The sequence below is a fragment of the Streptomyces sp. NPDC003635 genome, assembly GCF_053587635.1.
Genome location: NZ_JBSFOK010000005.1, coordinates 18,797 through 36,490, shown reverse-complemented (window position 1 = coordinate 36,490; position 17,694 = coordinate 18,797). Strand labels below are relative to the sequence as shown.

The 17,694-nt window shown below is 72.4% G+C and carries 12 protein-coding genes and 3 tRNA genes; 8 read left to right on the top strand and 7 right to left on the bottom strand.

The genetic code is table 11. The features are described from left to right. Positions 1-7 precede the first annotated feature (7 nt). From ACWDRW_RS06635 to ACWDRW_RS06625, 3 genes are all read left to right on the top strand, one after another. A complete protein-coding gene (locus ACWDRW_RS06635) occupies positions 8-1,024 on the top strand; it encodes an AAA family ATPase (protein ID WP_451721009.1) in 1,017 nt (338 codons plus the stop codon). Beyond that, positions 1,014-5,714 carry an SAV_2336 N-terminal domain-related protein gene (locus ACWDRW_RS06630; RefSeq protein WP_451721007.1) on the top strand — a complete coding sequence of 1,567 codons (4,701 nt, stop codon included), beginning with the start codon at positions 1,014-1,016 and terminating at the stop codon, positions 5,712-5,714. The genes ACWDRW_RS06635 and ACWDRW_RS06630 overlap by 11 nt, the downstream gene beginning before the upstream one ends. Positions 5,715-5,869: 155 nt before the next feature. Then, on the top strand, positions 5,870-6,907 hold the full coding sequence (locus ACWDRW_RS06625; RefSeq protein WP_451721005.1) for a rod shape-determining protein: 1,038 nt from the start codon (positions 5,870-5,872) through the stop codon (positions 6,905-6,907). A 383-nt stretch (positions 6,908-7,290) separates the two neighbouring features. On the opposite strand, the gene ACWDRW_RS06620 is transcribed toward ACWDRW_RS06625, so the two are convergent. After that, positions 7,291-8,628: a hypothetical protein gene (locus ACWDRW_RS06620; RefSeq protein ID WP_451721003.1), complete on the bottom strand. Its 1,338-nt coding sequence runs from the start codon at positions 8,626-8,628 to the stop codon at positions 7,291-7,293. Between the two features lie 162 nt (positions 8,629-8,790). Here ACWDRW_RS06620 and ACWDRW_RS06615 point away from each other — a divergent pair, with 162 nt between their 5' ends. Continuing rightward, the gene (locus ACWDRW_RS06615) at positions 8,791-9,441 is read left to right on the top strand and encodes a hypothetical protein (protein ID WP_451721001.1); all 651 of its coding nucleotides are present in this window, start codon (positions 8,791-8,793) and stop codon (positions 9,439-9,441) included. Between the two features lie 7 nt (positions 9,442-9,448). Here ACWDRW_RS06615 and ACWDRW_RS06610 read toward each other — a convergent pair whose 3' ends face one another. The 6 genes from ACWDRW_RS06610 to ACWDRW_RS06585 all read right to left on the bottom strand — a co-directional run bounded on the left by ACWDRW_RS06610 (position 9,449) and on the right by ACWDRW_RS06585 (position 11,997). Continuing rightward, a complete protein-coding gene (locus ACWDRW_RS06610) occupies positions 9,449-10,693 on the bottom strand; it encodes a sensor histidine kinase (protein WP_451720999.1) in 1,245 nt (414 codons plus the stop codon). Further along, the gene (locus ACWDRW_RS06605; RefSeq protein WP_451720997.1) at positions 10,674-11,360 is read right to left on the bottom strand and encodes a response regulator transcription factor; all 687 of its coding nucleotides are present in this window, start codon (positions 11,358-11,360) and stop codon (positions 10,674-10,676) included. The genes ACWDRW_RS06610 and ACWDRW_RS06605 overlap by 20 nt, the downstream gene beginning before the upstream one ends. 9 nt (positions 11,361-11,369) lie before the next feature. Continuing rightward, positions 11,370-11,513 (bottom strand): hypothetical protein, encoded by a 144-nt coding sequence (locus ACWDRW_RS06600; RefSeq protein ID WP_451720993.1) that lies wholly within the window; start codon positions 11,511-11,513, stop codon positions 11,370-11,372. A gap of 77 nt (positions 11,514-11,590) precedes the next feature. Next, positions 11,591-11,667 (bottom strand) — tRNA-Ile (locus ACWDRW_RS06595). Between the two features lie 179 nt (positions 11,668-11,846). Next, a tRNA-Asn gene (locus tag ACWDRW_RS06590) sits at positions 11,847-11,919 on the bottom strand. Between the two features lie 5 nt (positions 11,920-11,924). Then, positions 11,925-11,997, bottom strand: a tRNA-Asn gene (locus ACWDRW_RS06585). A 143-nt stretch (positions 11,998-12,140) separates the two neighbouring features. Here ACWDRW_RS06585 and ACWDRW_RS06580 point away from each other — a divergent pair. The 4 genes from ACWDRW_RS06580 to ACWDRW_RS06565 all read left to right on the top strand — a co-directional run bounded on the left by ACWDRW_RS06580 (position 12,141) and on the right by ACWDRW_RS06565 (position 17,688). Further along, positions 12,141-12,446, top strand: coding sequence for a YtxH domain-containing protein (locus ACWDRW_RS06580; RefSeq protein WP_451720991.1), 306 nt, complete (start codon positions 12,141-12,143; stop codon positions 12,444-12,446). 36 nt (positions 12,447-12,482) lie between these two features. Beyond that, entirely contained in the window at positions 12,483-13,922 is a 1,440-nt protein-coding gene (locus ACWDRW_RS06575) for an FGGY family carbohydrate kinase (RefSeq protein WP_451720989.1), read from the top strand. Between the two features lie 104 nt (positions 13,923-14,026). Further along, positions 14,027-15,760, top strand: coding sequence for an ABC transporter ATP-binding protein (locus tag ACWDRW_RS06570; RefSeq protein ID WP_451720987.1), 1,734 nt, complete (start codon positions 14,027-14,029; stop codon positions 15,758-15,760). Then, positions 15,760-17,688, top strand: a complete 1,929-nt coding sequence (locus ACWDRW_RS06565; protein WP_451720985.1) for an ABC transporter ATP-binding protein — start codon at positions 15,760-15,762, stop codon at positions 17,686-17,688. Before ACWDRW_RS06570 ends, ACWDRW_RS06565 begins: the two co-directional genes overlap by 1 nt. Positions 17,689-17,694 lie beyond the last annotated feature (6 nt).

Below are 17,694 nucleotides of genomic sequence, written 5' to 3'. Positions count from 1 at the left end.
AGAGACCATGCCCCTGTGGCCCGTCTACACCGGCAGCAACGAGCCGCACGACGGCATCACCGAGCTGCCGCCACCCCCGCCCTGGCGGGCCTTCGACGGCGGCCCACCGCTCGACGCGCCGCACGAGACGGCCGACGCCGCCGCGGTCTCCCCCGACCGCACCCACCGCGCCGCGACCTACCAGGCCACTCCGCAGACGGTCCAACTCGTCAACGCGGCCCTCTACTTGCGCCGCCCGCTGCTCGTCACGGGCCCGCCCGGCACCGGCAAGTCCTCCCTCGTCTACGCCGTCGCCCGCGAACTGCGACTCGGCCCGGTCCTGCGCTGGAACATCACCAGCCGCAGCACCCTCCACGACGGCCTCTACCAGTACGACCCGCTCTCCCGCCTGTACGCGGCGCGGCACACCACCGTGCCCGACGGCCCCGGAAGCGAGGGCATCGAGGACCACCTGCGCCTCGGCCCCCTCGGCACCGCCCTGCTCCCCTACACCCGCCCCCGCGCCCTGCTCATCGACGAGATCGACAAGAGCGACCTGGACCTGCCGAACGACCTCCTCAACGTCCTGGAGGAGGGCCAGTACGAAATCCCCGAACTGATCCGCGGCGCCCGGGACACGCCCCTCGCCCAGGTGATGATCGACGGCACCGACCAGCGGGTCGCGGTCGAGCGCGGCCGGGTGCGCTGCCACGCCTTCCCGTTCGTCGTGCTCACCAGCAACGGCGAGCGTGAGTTCCCGCCCGCCTTCCTGCGCCGCTGCGTCACCCTGCGGCTGCGCCAGCCGGACGACTCCCGGCTCGCCGACATCGTCCGCGCCCACTTCGCCGAGGAGCCCGACGCCTACGCCCAGCGCCTGATCACCCGCTTCCTGTCCCGGATCGGCGGCGGCGACCTGGCCACCGACCAGCTCCTGAACGCCATCTACCTGGCCCGCTCCTCCGACCTGGCCGCCGATTCCCTCGACGAACTCGCCGAGCAGCTGATGCCGTACCTGGGGGAGGCCCAGAGCACCGATGCCTTCTGAGCGCCACCGCCCACCCCTGGTCCGCCTGGCCGACGTACTGGCCGAGGCGACCGGCGGCGTACGCCCGACCGCGCTCGAACTGGCGGAACTGCTGTGGCTGGCACGGCGGATGGAGCAGCCGGAGGAGACCGGGACCACGGCGGCACCGAAGCCCACGCCGGAGGCCGGGGACGACGTACGACTGCCGGACCCGCCCCCGGTGGAGCGGCGGGAGGAACCCCCGGCAACCACCCCGCCACCTCCACGGCCCCCGCGCGCCCCGCTCCACCTCCCCACCCGCGCCCCCGAGCCCTCCCCCGAACCCCACGCCGCGCTCCTGGCCCCCGCGCCCCCGATGCTCCACCACCCGCTCGCCCTGCAGCGCTCCCTGCGCCCGCTCAAACGCCGTACGGCCGCCCCCGACCGCCTGGAACTCGACGAACGCGCCACCGCCGACCGCATCGCCCGCCTCGGCGCGGAGCCGGAGTGGTGGCTGCCGGTACTGCGCCCCGCGCAGGAACGCTGGCTCAGCCTGGCCCTGATCCACGACACGGGCCCCACGATGCCGGTCTGGCGTCCGCTGATCCGGGAACTGCACACCACGCTGGCCCAGTCGGGCATCTTCCGCACGGTCACGATCCACGGCGCGGGCGCCGACGGCAGGGTGCGCACCCCGGACCCGGCCGACGGCCGCACGGTCACCCTCCTGATCAGCGACTGCATGGGCCCGCAGTGGCGCGCGGGCCCGGCCGGGGCGAGGTGGTACGACACCCTGCGCCGCTGGTCCGGCCGGATGCCGCTGGCCGTCGTGCAGCCGCTGCCGGAGCATCTGTGGCGGGACACGGCACTGCCCACGACCGCGGGCCTCGTGTCCGCGCCGCATCCGGCGGCGCCCAACTCCGCGCTGTCCTTCACGCCGTACGACGACGTGGTCGACGGTGCCGCCGTACCACTGCCGGTCCTGGAACCGGGCCCCCGGTGGCTGGCGAACTGGGCGGGTCTGGTCGCGGCGCCGGGGGGTCAGCGGTTCCCGGGAGCGGTGGGGTGGTTGGGCGGGCCGGCGGACACCGAGGACCGTACGGACATCGGCGAGCTGTCCGCCGAGGAGCTGGTGCTGCGGTTCCGTGCCGCCGCCTCCCCCGAGGCCTTCCGGCTGGCCGGGCATCTCGCGCTGGGGCGTCCGGACCTGCCGGTGATGCGGCTGGTGCAGGCCGCGCTGGAACGGCGGCCGCGTCCGCAGCACCTCGCGGAGGTGATCCTCAGCGGCATGGTCACGGGAGTGGCGGGACCGCCCGGCAGCTACGCCTTCCGCTCCGGCGTCCGGGAGTTGCTGGTGCGCAGCCTGCCGCGCACGGCCCGACGCAGGACGACGGACCTCCTCTCCCGCCTGGGAGCGCTGATCGACGAGCGCGCGGGGGTGACGGCGGGCGAGATCCACGCGACGACACCCATGTCCTCCGGCACGGTCACGGCCCCCCGGAGCGAGCCGATCGCGACGGTGGCGGAGGAGACTCGGGATCTGCTGGTGGGGGCGCGGGAGGAACGGCGGTCGCGGATCGGTACGAGGTACCGGCTCCTGAGACGACTCGGTCCGGGCTCCCTGTGGTACGCCGAGGACACCGAACTGCGGCGGCCGGTGCTGGTGCGGGTCCACTCGGCGCCGAGCGACCCCGCCCGGCTCGAGGCGTTCCTCCGGGACGCCCGGATCCTGGCGTCCGTGCACCACCCGAACGTGGTGGCCGTCCTCGACTACGGGATCACGGAGCCAGGCGAACCGTACGTCGTCATGGAGCATCTCGACGGCATCGCACTGAACTCCCTGGCGTCGCCCGGTGGATACCGGCTGCCGACGCCACTCCTCGTCTCACTCGGACGTCAACTCGCCGACGCGCTCTCGACGATCCACGACGCCGGTGTCGCGCACGGCGGCCTCGGCATGACCCGGGTGATGCTCCTGCCGGACGGCACGGCGAAGCTCACGCTCTTCCAGCTCGGAGCGGGACGACGGTCCGCGTACTCGGCGGATCTGCGAGCACTCGGGGAACTGATCTTCCAGCTGTCCGCGGGCAGGCCCGTGGCGGCGGGTACCCCCGTCGACGAGGGGCACTTCTACGGGGCGGCGTGCCGCGCTCTCCTTCACGACCGGCTGCCCAAGCAGCAAGAGGGCCTGCGCCTGCTCCGGCTCCAGGCGCGGCGCCCCCAGGAACGGGCCGCCTACGAGCCCCTGCACTACGGGCTCCTCGGCCCCGTCCAAGTCCTCCGCACCACAGCACGCCCCCTGGCCACCGGCTCCCCGCAGGAGCAGGCCATGCTGGCCATGCTGCTGCTGCACCACGGCCGCGAGGTCACGCACGCGCAGCTCACCGAGGGCATCTGGGGCCGCAAACCCCCCTCCCGCTCCGACGCCCTGCTCGGCACCTACGCGTCCCGGCTGCGCAACGCCCTGGGGCCCGGCGTGCTGGCCACCCTGTCCGGTGGATACGCCCTGCACACCAGCGTGGACTTCGTGGACGTCATCCACTGCCAGCAGCTGGTGGACCAGGCGGAGACGGAACGCTCGGCGGGCGATCCCGTCGCCGCCCGCGAGGCGGTTCAGGGCGCGCTGAACCTCTGGCGGGGGGAGGCACTGGCCGACGTCCCCGGCCCCGCCGCCGCCTCCGCCCGCACCGGCTTCCACCAGCTCCGCCTCTCCCTGTGCACCACCCGGGCCGAACTCGACCTGGAAGTCGGCGAGTTCGAGCAGGCGCGCACCGACCTCGCCGGCCTCGTCCACACCCACCCCTCCCGCGAGGACTTCCGCCGTCTGTACCTGATCGCCCTCCAACGCCAGGGCCGCATGGAGGAGGCCCTGGAGGTGTTCGAGGAGTACGAGATGTCGGGCGGCGACAATCCCGAGCTGCTGGCTCTGGGCCATGAGTTGCGCGAGGCATTGGAACAGGCGCCGGAATCCGACCCCGAGGAACCCACGTACGGGCCGCCCGCCGAGGAGGATCCCCCGCTTCTCGACGAGGACGAGCCGGACCGCCTGCTGGCCGACGAGGACACGGACGACGAGCCGGAGGTCGAGCAACACGACTTCGCCCGCTACGAGTTCACGGACGGACGACCCGGCAGTGAGGCCATGGCGGCCCTGCGTCGCCTGGTCGGGGAGCTGGTGCGGGCCAGTGGTCTCGCCCCGGGCGAGTACCAGCTGGTGCAGACCGACCAGGGTGTGACCGCGCGCGTCGAGCCGTACGTGGACGGGGCCCCGCTGTTCCGGGCGACGCTGGGCGGACTGTCCGCGCACCTTCCGGCCCTTGGCGACTTGCGGCTCGCTGTCACCTTCTGGCAGGCGCACCTGAGGTTCCTGAGCGAGGTCTCCAGTGACCGGCCGGACTTCGGGGCGGTCAGGTCGGCCCTGCGCGCCTCCGAGGCGCAGGCGATCGTCGCGCTGTCGGACTTCTGGCACGACGTGGAGGTCCTGGACGGCGAGGCGGCCGACCCGCGCGACTTCCACCGCCTCGACGGCACCACCGGCTGGTACCGCCTCTTCGACCCACCCGACCGCGCGAGCGTCCCGGCGGAGGGCCGGGCGGTGCGCGGGCCTTTCCGGATGCCGTACGACGGACGGATCCCCGGCCCCACGAGCCCGGACAAGGTCGTCGTCCTGTCCGACAGGGACGGCGCGCTCTTCCTCGCGGACGCGCCGACCATGCGGCAGTCCGCCGCCGTGCCCCTCCCCGAGTGGCACTACTTCGAGGTCGACCTGCGAGAGCGCCACCTCTCCCTCTCCGACGCCCCCGGTGTCTCCGTTGCGTGGCGCGTGGACGATCCGCTCAAGGCGGCGGCCAGTCCCGGACTCGACCTGCCGAGGATGCTGAACGACGTGTTCTCCGGGGCCCGCCGCGGGGACCGGGACTCACTGACCGACACGCTCGCCCGGTGGAGGGTGCCCGGGTACGCGCTGCGCTGGACCGTTCCGCCGGGGCCGACGCGTCCGGCCGTCAACCGCTCGGCCACGGAGGTGATCCGTGCGGCGGACTACGTGCTGCTCGGCTTCGACGAGGTGTTCACGCGGCTCTACCCCGGGGACACCGAACGGGAGGTGCTCCGGGACATCGCCCGGATGCTCGTGGCGGAGCGGGACCCCGAGGACGCGTTGGCCGGGCGGCCACTGCTGCCGGCCGGCGGCCCGATCGACTCCATCGAGGGCTACGCCGGCTCCCTGGACCTGCTGCGGGCCTTCGCGGGCCACGAGCTGGAGCGAGAGGTGCGGGCACTGGTGGACTCGCACGACATCCGGGCGGCGAGGGACGCACGGCGGCCCCACCCGCTCGCCGCCGACCTTCTCAAGGCTCTGCGCACGGCCAGGGTCGCGACCGGTGTGGTGGGCGATCGATCGATCGTCGCGATGGAGCGGTATCTGACACAGCACCGGCTGAACGACCAGGTGCCGTGGGGGGTGTACGGCCGCACGCTCGGCTCGGGCCCCCTCATGCCCCATCCCCATGTCCTGCTCAAGGCGCTCGACCATGCGGGGGTGCTCGCGCGCGCCGGCGTGCTGGTCGCCTCCACCGTCGCCGAGTTGACCGCGGCCCGCGGCATCGGCCTGCCTTTCATCGGCTGCGGGACCGAGCTGACCCTCAGTCGTCTGCGTGCGGCGGATCCCGACGTCCTGCTCGTCCCCAGCCTCCTGCACCTCGTCGAAGCAGCCCACTCCCGCCCGACTTAACCACACCTTTATAACGGACATAACAGACAAAAACCCCCATTCAGCGGCGCCCCGCCCGGCCCACCACAACACGCGCCGCCCTCCCCCACCCCCGCACGATGCCAGTGAGGCCACCACCCGGCGGCCCACGGTCTGTGCTCTCGGGAGGACCTGCCATGACCGCCAGTCTGGAGCAGCTGCGCCGCTGCCACTTCGCCGTCGACCTGGGCGCGGCGAGGACGCGGGTGTACGTGAAGGGGGCCGGGCTCGTCGTCGACCAGCCGTCCGCCGCCGCCGTGAACACCCGTACCGGCGCGCTGATCGCGGTCGGCGAGTTCGCGGAGAAGATGACGGGCCGTACGCCCGACTACATCCGCGTGGTCCGGCCCGTCTCCGGCGGCACGGTGGTCGACATCGAGATGGCCCAGCGCATGCTCCGGCATCTGCTCGGCGACAAGGTCCGCCGCACTCTGCGCCGCAAGCCCCGCCTGCGCGCCGCCGCCTGCACCCCGCACGACGCCGATCCGCTGGCCCAGCGGGCGGCCATCGAGACGCTGGTCGGGCTCGGGGCGCGCCGGGTGGAGCTGGTGGACACGCTCATCGCCGCGGCGGTGGGCTGCGGGCTCCCCGTGGAGCGCCCCGAGGCCAGCATGATCATGGTGTGCGGGGCCGCCGCGACGCAGGTGGCCGTCCTCTCCCTCGGCTCGATCGTGACGGCCGTGCGCATCCCGGTCGGCGGCGAGGCGGTCGACCACGCGATCGTGCAGCACCTGCGCCACCAGCACGAGCTGATGCTGCCGAGCCAGTCCGTACGGCCGCTGCAGCTCGCCCTGTCCGGCAACGGGCTCACCCCGCACGGTCCCGCCTCGACGGAGATCCACGGACGGGACGTCGCCACCGGCCTCGCCCGCTCGGTGCAGGTGGATACCGCCGCCGTACGGGACGCCATCCAGACCCCGTTGACCGCCGTGCTCGACGGTATCGGCAAGGTGCTGCGGGACTGCCCGCCCGATCTGGTCGCCGACCTCGCGGACCGGGGGATCATGATGGTCGGCGGCAGCGCGCTGCTGCCCGGGTTCGACCAGATGCTGCGGCAGGCGACCGGGATGCCGGTGCACATCGCCGAACGGCCGGACGTGTGCGCGGTGCAGGGCCTCGGCACGATGCTGGAGGGCAAGATCGCGCCACTGGAGCTGGACCCGCTCGCGACGTGACGCTCCCGCGGGTCCCGCCTCTTCGGGCGGCCGAGCTGACCGGCCCGCGGTACTCGGATTTTCCGGGGCAAGGTCCTGCGCGAGGCGGGCGGAGCGGCGACGCCGCTCGGCTCTCATCCGTCGGTGGTGTTCAAGGGCGCGCGTGGACTCCACCATCCCGGACTCGCCGGCGCCCCTCGTGCCGGCAGCCCGCGCCGGGCACGGGCGAAGGCGTCGCGGCGGCCCAAGGTCATCCGGGTGGAGCTCACCATCAGCACCACGCCCCCTGCCGGACGGCGGGGAGGCCGTGACACTCACAGTCCGGGACGACAGCGCGGGCGCCCGCGAGGGCGGCACCGCCCCGCCCTGGCAGACCCCGCAGCGACTCCCGCCCGGGGCCCCCGTCAGTCACCCGTCTTCGCGATGTCCGCCGTGAGCTCCGACGCCACCCGCCCCGCGGCCGCCGTGTCCTCGCGGTCCGCGGCCTCGCGTGCCGCCGCCAGATCCTCGGTCACCTTCTGTGCCGCGGCCGAGTCGTCCTTCAGGCGCTGCCAGGCCAGTTCGAGGCTGGTCACGTCACCGGCGACCGCCCCGGCCTCGCCCGCCTCCGCGTCGATGCCCAACTGCCCCGCCCACAGGGTGAACCGCTCCAGATCCACATCCCGTACGGTCTCGTACCGCAGCTGCAGATCGGTCACGTTCTGCGCGGCCCGGAGCGCCGCGTCGACCGGGTCCTCGCCCGCCAGCGCCTCCACGTCCCGGCTCATCTGCCGCTCCAGCAGCGCGGGAACCTCATCGGCCGCCAGGTACGCCTTCCAGGCGTCCCGCACCGACCGGACGTCCGCCTCCGTCACCTCACCGTCCTGCGCCCCGCGCACCGCCGACCCCAGCTCGCCCAGTTCCGCCGGCGCCGGCCCGCGCGCCGCGTCCGTCGGCACAGCCAGCGATACCGCCTCGAGGTCGCCCTGGTCCGTGCCAGTCGAGAACTCGCCGTACCCGGGCGCGAAGACCTTGTCCTCGGTGGAGCCGTCCATGTGCACCTCGGTCACGGTGATCGCACCGTCGACCTTCCCGTAGGGGCCGTCCACCGTCTGGTCCACGGTCTTCACCGTGACCTCCTCGAACACGACCCCGGGCAGGTTCTCCGGCCGGTACACGTCCCCCTTCTCCGGAGCCGCCGGCATGATCATCGCAGCGGGCGCGTCGTCCCGCCCCGCCTGCCAGGTGCCCTCGGTGTTCTCCACGACCCCCTCGTCGTAGTTGAAGACGTCCTCCCCGAGGTACCAGACCGAGCCGTCGTCGGCCTGGGCGTACCAGTCGAGGGCGACCTCGTCGATCCGGCCGTCGGCGTAGGCGACGTACTGCGAGGTCAGGGCCGACACGGTCATCCCGTCCCACTTGATCGTCTTCGTCCCGGGCAGCAGGCTCACCTCGGTCCGGAACACCTCCCCGTCCGCCCGGCCGCCCATGACGACCTGGTCCACCTCGCTCGTCGGGTGCAGGGGGTTCGTGATCCGCATGGGGTCGGAGAAGACCGGCTTCTCCAGATCGACCCGCTCGCTCTCCGGCGCGAGCGGCAGGCACTCCTTGCCCGTCTCGCCCGTCTCCTCGTCGACCACGCGGACGCAGTCCCCCGTCCCCGCCCCCTCCGATCCGCCGGCGTCCCCGGAGCAGGCCCCGGCCATCAGCACCACGGCCCCGACGACAGCCCCCGGCCACAGCAACCTCCGCCGCGTGTTCATGGCGGCCTCCTCACCGACGTACCGACGTACCACCCGTGCATGCGATACGCCGAGCGTCTCTCCCGACCCCTGAACACCCCCTGAACGCCCCTGAACGCGCTGTCAGAAACCCCAGGTGAGAGCATCACCAGCCGAACAACTCTCCTACGGGGGAAGGAAAGCGTGACCCAGTCCCGAACCACCTACCGGATGACGTACGGCGCACCCGCGCCGGTCGTCGTCAGCTCCGCCGACCACCCCGGCGGCGGCCTGCGACTCCACCGCGACCCGTCCCACGTCCCTGCCCCCGCCCTCGACGACTCCGCCCGCGCCTTCTCCATAGCCGTCGGCCACGACACCGCCGCCGCGTCCGCCCGCGTGGTGACCGAACAGCTGCTCTCCCGCGTGACCGGCCGCCCCGCCGTCTACCGCGTCGAGGACCCCTACGGCACCCCGCTCGCCCGCGTCACCCTGCTGCGCCGTCCGCTGATGCGGACCCGGTGGACCGTGGAGCCGGTCGCGGGGCCCGTGCTGCGCGGGTTCAAGGGCCGCTGGGTGTGGTGGCTGCTGTGGTGGCCGTTCGGGCTGCCGCTCAGCGTGATCTGGGCGATCACCTCGATCTTCGGCGACTGCGGCGACGGCGGCTTCCGGGCGCCCCGCCGGGTGATCTGGCGGGACGGCTCGGGCCGGGCCCATGTCGTCTACCGGGGCATGGCGGAGGAGTACCGGGTCCGCGACGGCTGGGACCCGCGGCTCATCGCTGCCCTCATCGGCCTGCACCAGTCCTTCGACCCGGACGAGGCGGCGAACTCGGGCGACTGGTACGCCCACTGAAGCCCACTCAGTCCTCTGCCGACGGCAGCGTCACGACGAACCGCGCCCCGCCGAGGCCGCCTTCCGCCGCCTCCGCCCGCCCGCGGTGCGCCGACGCCACCTCCGCGACGATCGCGAGGCCGAGCCCGGCCCCGCCCTCCCCCCGCGCGCGGGACTCGTCCAGCCGTACGAAACGGTCGAAGACCCGTCGGCGGTCGGCGGGCGGGACGCCGGGGCCGTCGTCGTCCACCGTGAGCCGCACCTGCCCGTCCCCTGTGTCCGTCAGCGCGAACGCCACCCTCGCGCGGGCATGCCGGGCCGCGTTCTCGCCGAGGTTGCGGACCAGCCGCCGCAGCGCCTCCTCGTCGCCGGTCACCCGGGCCGCGCCGACGCCGGAGGAGTCGATCCGCGGTCCAGGGGCCGCGCGCAGCCGCCGTACCTCCTCCAGGACCAGGTCGTCCATGTCCACCGGCCGCCGTACCGCGTCCAGCGCGCTCTCGTCGGCGCGGGCGAGCAGTAGCAGGTCGTCGACGAGACGCTGCATCCGTACCGCCTCCTCCCGCACCGTCCCGGCCAGCGCCGAGGGGTCCGCCCGGTCGGGGTGCGCGAGGGCCACCTCGGCGTGCTGGCGTACGGCGGCGACCGGGGAGCGAAGTTCGTGGGAGGCGTCGGAGACGAACCGGCGCTGCGCGGCCTCGGCGCGGGCCACGCGGCCGAGCGCCCTGCCGACGGCCGCCCAGGTCGCGGCGGCGGCGAGCACGAGCAGCACGGGGACGCCGATCAACAGCAGCCTGGTGACCGTCCAGGTCGCCTCGGCCACCCCGGAGGGCGCCCGGCCGTCGAGGACCGTCAGCCGCCGGTCGCCGTCCGTCGCGCCCACCGCAACCACGAGGAAGGCGTCCTCGTCGAGGCCGGTCTCCACGGTCGTACGGCCGCCGGGCGCGAGCCGGGTCAGCGCCGGGCGGCCCTCGATGTTCTCGCTCGCCGCGACGACCGTCCCGTCCGCCGCCACGACCTGGAGGAACTCCTCGTCCTCCGCGTGCACCGCCAGCGTCGGCACGCCCCGGCCCGCCTCGATCACCCGGGCCACCTCGCCGGCCCGTTCACGGGCCGCGTCCCGGACGTCGTTGCTCAGCTCGGCTCGCAGCCCGAGCACCAGTGCGACTCCTCCGGCGATCAGCGCGAGCGCCACCGCCAGTACGGCAATGAGGGTGGCCCGCACCCGCACGGCCCGCAGCTGCCGCCGGGCCTGCTCACCGGTCCCCGGAGTCATCCCGCACCAGCCGGTACCCGTGCCCCCGCACGGTCAGCAGCGACCGTCGTCCGAAGGGCCGGTCCACCTTGTTGCGCAGCCGCCGGACGTACACCTCGACGATGTTCGGATCGCCCTCGAAGTCGTCGCCCCAGACCTGGTCGAGGATGGTCCGCTTGGACACCGCCTCGCCCGCCCGCCGCAGCAGGAACTCCAGCACCGCCAGCTCCCGCGCGGTCATCTCGATCTCCCGTCCGGCCCGCGTGACGGTCCGGGTGGCCGGGTCGAGCCGCAGGTCACCGGCGGTGAGCACGGCGGGCCGCTGATGTGCCTCGCGGCGGAGCAGGGCGCGCAGCCGGGCGAGGAGCACGGCGTAGGAGACGGGCTTGGTCAGATAGTCGTCGGCGCCGGTGTCCAGGCCCTCGATCTCGTCCCACTCGCCCTCCTTGGCGGTGAGCATGAGGATCGGCGTCCAGTCCCCGGCGCCGCGCAACTCGCGGCAGACCCGGTAGCCGTTGAGGCGGGGCAGCATGATGTCGAGGACGATGGCGTCGTAGGCGTTCTCGCGGGCCAGCCACAGCCCGTCGACGCCGTCCAGCGCAACGTCGACGGCGAAGCCCTCGGCCTCCAGGCCGTCCCTGAGCCCCGCCGCGAACCGCTCCTCGTCCTCGACGACCAGCACGCGCACGCTCTCACGCTACGGCAGCTCCCCGAGCAGAGCGGTGAAACCCCTGGCCCACGCCTCGACGGCCGGGACGGTGAACAGGTCCGCCGAGTACGCGAAGGTGACCGTGATCACCGCCTCCCCCGGTTCCAGCGGGTGGCCGCAGGGCAGTGGCAACCGCAGCGGTACTCCGGTGAGTTCGGGACATCGGTGAACCGCGCCGCAGGTCGCATCGTTTCTGCACGGAGGGTGCGTGGTGGGGCGGGTGGGACTCGAACCCACGGCCGACGGATTATGAGTCCGCTGCTCTAACCGGCTGAGCTACCGCCCCATAGCGGCGTGTCGCGTACATGTGTACGCGCCGTCTGCCGCAGCATAGCCGCTCATACGATCTCCTGCTTCGGATGGTCGACTACGCATGCCCTGAAGGACATCAGCGCACCCCGCGCGGTTCCCGGGGCCCGGAACGGGACATGAAAAAGGACCCCTGAGGGGCCCTCGTTCAACCTGCTCCCCCGACTGGACTCGAACCAGTAACCTGCCGGTTAACAGCCGGCTGCTCTGCCAATTGAGCTACGGAGGACCGAGCTCCCCCGACTGGACTCGAACCAGTAACCTGCCGGTTAACAGCCGGCTGCTCTGCCAATTGAGCTACGGAGGAATGCCTCGTTGCATCGAACGTGCCTACCTGGGTATTCGCCAGGGGGCGGGCGCTCGCTGCGACACATACATTAGCGCAAGCAGGGGGGTGCTCCGCCAATCGGTTCCCCCGGCACCGACCTACACGAGGGAAGGGTGGCCTCCATGCGCTACAAGCTCACATTCGTCGTCGGCCTGGCTCTGGGTTACGTCCTCGGCACTCGTGCCGGGCGCGAACGCTACGAGCAGCTGAAGAAATCGGCGCGGCAGGTCGCGCAGAACCCGGCGGTGCGCAACACCGCCGAGACCGCCGCGCAGCAGGGCAAGGTCTACGCGGGCAAGGCCTACCACGCGGTCAGCGACAAGGTCGGCGACCGCGTCCCCGAGTCCGTGGCCCAGCGTGTGCGCAGCCTGCGCGACCACAACGGCAGCAGGGCGGAAGCGGACGACTGGGGCACCAGCAACACGTAGGCGTGGGTACGGCGCGGGACCCATAGAATTTTCGCCATGGGGATAGTCGCCGGGCTCGACAGCTCGCCCGAGTTCACTCGAATCGTCGTCTGTGACGCGGACAGCGGAGCCGTGCTCAGGCAGGGGTATGCGCCGCACCCGGTCGAGGGGCGGCCGTCCGACGTCGATCCTCAGGCCTGGCTGCTCTCTCTCGGGGAGGCCGCCGGCGGCGGCCTGCTCGAGGGCGTGCAGGCCATCGGCGTCTCCTCGCAGCAGAACGCGGTGGTTCCGCTCGACTCCCAGGGCAACACCACCCGGCCCGCGATGGTCGGCGGGGACAAGCGGGCCCAGGTCGCCGCGGCCGATCTCATCGACGCGCTCGGCGGGCGCGAGGCGTGGGCGCAGGCCGTGGGCTCTGTGCCGCAGGCCGCGCAGCCGGTGACCAAGCTCCGCTGGCTCAGCAAGCACGAGCCCGACGCCGCCGCCCGCACCGCCGTCCTGATGCAGGCCCACGACTGGCTGGTGTGGCAGCTGCTCGGCCGCCCGGTGCGCCGCACCACCGACCGCGGCGGGGCGTCCGGCACCGGCTACTGGTCCGCCGCCACCGGCGCCTACCGCGCCGACCTGGTCGAGCTGGCCCTCGGCCACCAGACGATGCTGCCCGAGGTGATCGGCCCCGCCGAAGCGGCCGGTACGACGCCGGAGGGGCTGCTGATCTCCGCCGGGACCGGCGAGACGATGGCCGCCGCCTTCGGACTCGGCATCGGTCTCGGCGACGCGGTCGTCTCGCTCGGGGCCTCCGGGTCCGTGATGGCCGTCCACCCCGAGGCGCTGCACGACCCCACCGGGATGATCACCGCGCTGGCCGACGCGACCGGAATGCACCTCCCGGTCGTCACCACCCTCAACGCCGTACGGACCCTGCGCGGCACCACCGAGCTGCTCGGTCTGCCCGATCTGGAGAGCCTGTCCGAGCTGGCCATGAAGTCGACGCCGGGCGCGCACGGACTGGTGCTGCTGCCCTACCTGGAGGGCGAGCGCACCCCGAACCTGCCGCACACCGCCGGCACGCTGGCCGGGCTGCGCCGCGAGGCGATGCGGCCCGAGCACCTGGCGCGGGCGGCGTTCGAGGGCATGCTGTGCGGACTCGCCGACGCCCTCGACGTGCTGCGCGGCCGGGGCGTCGAGGTACGCCGGGTCTTCCTGCTGGGCGCCGCCGCCGAGCTGCCGGCGGTACAGGCCTCGGCACCCGCGCTGTTCGGCGCGCAGGTCGTCGTACCGCAGCCCGCGGACTACGCGGCGATCGGCGCCGCCCGCCAGGCGGCCTGGGCGCTCGGCGCCACCCAGGGCACGCTCGACGGGCGCACCCCGCCGGCCTGGCGGGGAGCCGCGGCCCAGGTGCTGGAGCCCGGGGACGAACTGGCGGTCGGGCAGGCGGTCCGCCAGCAGTTCGTGTCGGTGCGGGAGCAGACCCATCCGGGGGCCTTTCGCTCGTAGCGCACCCTCGTTGGGTTAATCAGTTGAGGTAACACGGGCGGAGTGTCCGACGATAGGGGCCAGGGGCAACCAACCGCCCCGCCGCCGACTCCGAGAGACACAGCGTGCTCATACGACTCCTGCGGACCTACCTCAGGCCCTACCGAAAACCCATCGCGCTGCTGGTGCTGCTCCAGTTCCTGCAGACCTGCGCCACGCTCTACCTGCCCACCCTCAACGCGGACATCATCGACAACGGTGTCGTCAACGGCGACACGGGCTACATCCTGTCCTTCGGCGCCCTGATGATCGGCATCTCGCTGGCGCAGGTCGTGTGCAACATCGGGGCCGTCTACTACGGCGCCCGGACGGCCGCGGCGCTCGGCCGGGACATGCGCGCCGGCGTCTTCGACCGGGTGCAGTCCTTCTCCGCGCGCGAGGTGGGTCACTTCGGCGCGCCCTCGCTGATCACCCGGACGACCAACGACGTCCAGCAGATCCAGATGCTGGCCCTCATGACGTTCACGCTGATGGTCTCGGCGCCGATCATGTGCGTCGGCGGGATCGTGCTGGCCCTCGGCCTGGACGTGCCGCTGTCGGCGGTGCTGGTGGCCGTGGTGCCGGTGCTGGGCATCTGCGTGACCTTGATCGTGCGGCGGCTGCGCCCGCTGTTCCGGGCCATGCAGGAGCGCCTGGACACGGTGAACCGGGTGCTGCGCGAGCAGATCACCGGCAACCGGGTGATCCGCGCCTTCGTCCGCGACGGCTACGAGCAGCAGCGCTTCCGCAAGGCCAACACCGATCTCACCGACATGGCGCTGGGCACCGGCAATCTGCTCGCGCTGATGTTCCCGATCGTGATGACGGTGGTGAACCTGTCGTCCATCGCGGTGGTGTGGTTCGGCGCGCACCGCATCGACAGCGGCGGGATGCAGATCGGTGATCTGACGGCGTTCCTCGCCTACCTGATGCAGATCGTGATGTCCGTGATGATGGCCACCTTCATGTTCATGATGGTGCCGCGCGCGGAGGTCTGCGCCGAGCGGATCCAGGAGGTGCTGGACACCTCGTCGAGCGTGGTGCCGCCGGTGGCCCCGGTCACCGAGCTGCGCCGGCACGGGCATCTGGAGATCCGCCAGGCCGGGTTCCGCTACCCGGGTGCCGAGGAGCCGGTGCTCAAGGGCATCGACCTGGTGGCGCGGCCGGGTGAGACCACCGCCGTCATCGGCTCGACCGGCAGCGGCAAGTCCACCCTGCTGGGTCTGGTGCCCCGGCTGTTCGACGCGACCGACGGACAGGTGCTCGTGGACGGCGAGGACGTGGCGGGCATCGACCCGAAGGTGCTGGCCAGGACGGTCGGCCTGGTGCCGCAGAAGCCGTATCTGTTCGCCGGGACCGTGGCCACGAACCTTCGCTACGGCAATCCGGACGCCACCGACGAGGAGCTGTGGCACGCGCTGGAGGTGGCGCAGGCCAAGGAGTTCGTGGAGCGGCTGGAGAACGGCCTCGACTCCCCCGTCGCGCAGGGCGGGACGAATGTCTCCGGCGGCCAGCGGCAGCGGCTCGCCATCGCCCGCACGCTGGTGCAGCGCCCGGAGATCTATCTCTTCGACGACTCCTTCTCCGCCCTCGACTACGCCACCGACGCGGCCCTGCGCGCCGCGCTGGCCCAGGAGACCGCCGAGGCGACCGTGGTGATCGTCGCCCAGCGGGTGGCGACCATCCGGGACGCCGACCGGATCGTCGTACTGGACGAGGGGCGGGTCGTCGGCACCGGCACGCACCACGAACTCATGGCGGACAACGAGACCTACCGGGAGATCGTGCTCTCCCAGCTGACGGAAGCGGAGGCCGCCTGATGGCCGGGCCGATGGGGCGGATGATGGCCGGCACCGGGCCCGACCACCGCTCGCTGGACTTCAAGGTGTCGGGCAGGCGGCTGGTCTCCCGGTTCAAGCCGGAGCGGCTCACCATCTGTGTGCTGCTGCTCTGTGTGGTGGTGAGCGTGGGTCTGTCGGTCGTCGGGCCGAAGATCCTCGGCAGGGCCACCGACCTGGTCTTCGCGGGCATCGTGGGTCGGGAGATGGAGCCCGGGGCGACCAAGGAGCAGGTCCTGGAGGGCATGCGGGAGCGCGGCGACGGGGACGTGGCCGACATGCTCCGCAGCACCGACTTCACGCCCGGCGAGGGCATCGACTTCACCGCCGTGGGACATGTGCTGCTGATCGCGCTGGGCGTGTTCACCGTGGCCGGGCTGCTGATGGCGGTGGCGACGCGGCTGGTGAACCGGGCGGTGAACCGGACGATGTTCCGGCTGCGCGAGGACGTGCAGGGGAAGCTGTCGCGGCTGCCGCTGTCGTACTTCGACAAGCGGCAGCGCGGTGAGGTGCTCTCCCGAGCGACGAACGACATCGACAACATCGGGCAGACGCTCCAGCAGTCGATGGGCCAGCTCATCAACTCGGTGCTGACGATCATCGGTGTGCTGGCGATGATGTTCTACGTCTCCTGGATCCTGGCGCTGGTCGCGCTGGTGACCGTGCCGGTGTCGTTCGTGGTGGCGACCCGGGTCGGCAAGCGGTCGCAGCCCCACTTCGTGCAGCAGTGGCGCTCCACCGGCCAGCTCAACGCCCACGTGGAGGAGATGTACACCGGGCACACGCTGGTGAAGGTGTTCGGGCGGCAGGAGGAGTCGGCGAAGCAGTTCGCCGAGCACAACGAGGCGCTGTACGAGGCCGGGTTCAAGGCGCAGTTCAACAGCGGGATCATGCAGCCGCTGATGATGTTCGTCTCGAACATCAACTACGTGCTGGTGGCCGTGGTCGGCGGACTCCGGGTCGCCTCGGGCTCCCTGTCCATCGGTGACGTGCAGGCCTTCATCCAGTACTCGCGGCAGTTCTCCATGCCGCTGACACAGGTCGCCTCGATGGCGAACCTGGTGCAGTCCGGGGTCGCCTCCGCCGAGCGGATCTTCGAACTCCTCGACGCCGAGGAGCAGTCGGCGGACCCGGCGCCCGGGATGCGCCCCGAGGAACTGCGGGGGCGGGTGGCGCTGGAGGGGGTGTCCTTCCGGTACGACCCCGACAAGCCGCTCATCGAGGATCTGTCGCTGAAGGTGGAGCCCGGGCAGACGGTCGCGATCGTGGGACCGACCGGCGCGGGCAAGACCACGCTGGTCAACCTCCTCATGCGGTTCTACGACGTCTCCGGCGGGCGGATCACGCTGGACGGGGTGGACATCGCGACGATGTCCCGGGACGAACTGCGGGCCGGGATCGGCATGGTGCTGCAGGACACCTGGCTGTTCGGCGGGACGATCGCGGAGAACATCGCCTACGGCGCGACCCGCGAGGTCACCCGGGGGGAGATCGAGGAAGCGGCGCGCGCGGCTCACGCCGACCGGTTCGTCCGTACGCTGCCCGAGGGCTACGACACCGTCATCGACGACGAGGGGTCCGGGGTCAGCGCGGGTGAGAAGCAGCTGATCACCATCGCCCGGGCGTTCCTGTCGGATCCGGTGATCCTGGTGCTGGACGAGGCGACGTCGTCGGTCGACACCCGTACGGAGGTGCTGATCCAGAAGGCGATGGCGAAGCTGGCGCACGGGCGGACGTCGTTCGTGATCGCGCACCGGCTTTCCACCATCCGGGACGCGGACACCATCCTGGTGATGGAGAACGGCTCGATCGTCGAACAGGGCGCGCACGGCGAGCTGTTGGCGGCGGACGGGGCGTACGCGCGGCTGTACAAGGCGCAGTTCGCGGAGGCGGTCGCGGAGGTGGACTAGCCGGGA